Source organism: Clostridium sp. (assembly GCF_021443865.1).
Classification (GTDB): Bacteria; Bacillota; Clostridia; order Clostridiales; family Clostridiaceae; genus Clostridium.
Genome location: NZ_JABUTB010000159.1, coordinates 1 through 2721 on the forward strand (window position 1 = coordinate 1; position 2721 = coordinate 2721).

Annotated in this window: 2 protein-coding genes; both read right to left on the minus strand. The window is 29.6% G+C overall.

Annotation, left to right across the window (positions count from 1 at the left end; translation table 11 throughout):
* Positions 1-80: 80 nt before the first annotated feature.
* A complete protein-coding gene (locus HUJ77_RS15320) occupies positions 81-1286 on the minus strand; it encodes a restriction endonuclease subunit S (RefSeq protein WP_291710126.1) in 1206 nt (401 codons plus the stop codon).
* Between the two features lie 207 nt (positions 1287-1493).
* A partial coding sequence (locus HUJ77_RS15325) for a type I restriction-modification system subunit M (protein WP_291710128.1) occupies positions 1494-2721 on the minus strand: 1228 nt, incomplete at its 5' end.

The window sequence follows — 2721 nt, forward strand, 5'->3', positions numbered from 1 at the left end:
CTTCATTAGTTTCAGCAACAATTTTATAATTCATACTTCTCAATTTATAATGCTAAATGCATTATATCCCCCTTTTTAAATTATTCATCCTTCATTTTAAAAGTTAGAAGTTTATCTCTATAATATTCATATTGTTTTTGTCTTCCCTCAATTTCACCTGTAATTTTTATGCTTATATCGTTACAAAGAGTATAAAAACGATCTAAGATATCTACTATACGTTGTTGTTCTTCAAGTGTTGGAATTGGAATTAAGGCCCTTCCAATATTTTGTGCAGATATTGAACATATCTTTCCAGTTGAAACATATTTTTTTATCTGTAAATGATAAATATTTGTTCTTAAATAATGTGAAATATATTTAGGATTTATATTATGTTTAAATATATAACAAGCATCATGAACTGCAACATCTTCATCTCCTATCCATGCTACACCTATACCAATATCCATATCATTTTCTCCAGCTTGAACAATAACAACATCACCTTTATGAGCAAAGCGCATCTTTTCTGAAAATTCTTGTTCCAGAAAATATCTACTTTTTTCTGCACTTATCCCATAATAAGTATATAAATCTCCATAATGTATACAGGGTATTCCTTCTTCTCTTATATCATTTCTTACAAATCTTTTTCCCCTGGAGAAACTTCCAAGTTCATTAAGAGGTATTACTTTAACATTATTTTCAAAGCATCTTTTTAACATTTCACCATAGTCTTTGCCAAATAATTCATCTCTATAATATTCATACTGATTACGTCTTACTTTAAGCTCTGATCTAAGCTCAGATGTAAGCTCTACTATGTTCTCTGTGAAACTGTCTAAGACACGTACAATTTCATGCTGTATTTCAATTGGTGGAACTGCAACAGGAAATTTTTCTATCATTGGTTTCCTTATAGATGTAACAGTTGCACTAACAGCTTTTTTCAAAATAAAATTTTTAAATTTTGAAAACATATAATAATATAGATATTTCGTATCAAGACAGTTATCAATAACATGAATACGATAAGCTCTTTGATGTAAAGCATATTTACCTACTACATAATGAAATATATCACCGATCCCTCCCTCACCAGGTATAACAATAGCAGTTTCATCATACTCATAATTATTTGTTCTAAAAATGTTTTTTGAACGGACATAAAAAGGATATCTACCATCCTCTGTAGCATCTTTTCTATCCGAGCTACCAGTTCCTATCTCTGCCATGTTAGATAATTCTATGTAAGGAACTCCATTAGGGCATAATTCTTCAATCAATTCAGTCAACCTACTCATTGTTGCACCTCTTTCAATCCTTTGTATTTTTTCTTCCAATCCTTTAATGTTCTTTTATAAATATAATCAACTAAAGCAAAAATACTCTCCGTGTAAATTCTGTTATTTATACATATATCAGCATTATTTTTTCTACATCTATAAGTTTGAATTCGAGTATATGCATAATTAAATGGTACATCAAATGATAATTTTAATGTATTTAGACTAATCATCTTGTACCTCTATTTCTGCAATAATCTTATCTATTTCTGCTCTAAGTATATCCTGTCTCCCAACCAGTTCTTTTATTTCTGCATTTAGACTTGTGATATCTATATTTTCGCTTATATTCTCTGACTCTACATAAGTTGATACCGAAAGATTATAATCTTCTTTTGCTATATCATCATTTTTAACAAGTATTGAAAAATTATCTATTTTTTCTTTTTTCTCTTTATAAGCTGTAATTATTTTTTCTATATTTTCATCTGTTAACTTATTGTTATTAGTTACCTTCACATATTCCTTTGAAGCATCTATAAAAAGTGTACTATTTTCTAATTTTGATTTTTTAAGAACCATAATGCAAGTAGATATACTTGTTCCATAAAATAAATTATCTGGTAATTGGATAATACAATCAATATAATTATTATCAATTAAATATTTTCTTATTTTCTGTTCTGCACCACCTCTATACATTACTCCTGGGAAGCAAACTATAGCAGCTGTTCCATTTGTTGCAAGCCATGATAAACTATGCATAATAAATGCAAGATCTGCTTTAGACTTTGGAGCAAGTACTCCTGCTGGTGAAAATCTTGGATCATTTATAAGTAATGGGTTACTATCTCCCTCCCATTTAATTGAGTAAGGCGGATTTGATACTATAGCCTCAAAAGGTTCATCATCTAAATGCTGTGGGCTTATTAAAGTATCTTCATGTGCAATATCAAATTTGTCATAATCAATATCATGTAAAAACATATTAATTCTACACAGGTTGTAAGTTGTAATGTTGATTTCCTGTCCAAAGAAGCCCTGACGTACATTTTCTTTTCCTAATATTTTAGCAAAGTTTAAAAGTAGTGAACCACTTCCAACTGCTGGGTCATATACCTTATTTACTTCTTTTTTTCCTACAATAGTAATACGAGTTAATAACTCTGATACTTCTTGTGGTGTGTAGTACTCTCCCCCACTTTTCCCTGCATTAGAAGCATACATATTCATTAAAAATTCATAGGCATCACCAAAGGCATCAATAGTATTATCCTTATAGTCTCCTAGTTTCATTTCATAAACACCATTTATAAGTTTTACAAGTCTTTCATTACGTTTTGCAACAGTACCTCCAAGCTTATTGCTGTTTACATCTATATCATCAAATAAGCCTTTAAATCTATCTTCACTAGCACTTCCTTGTGCTGAAGCTTCAATATTTTTAAATACT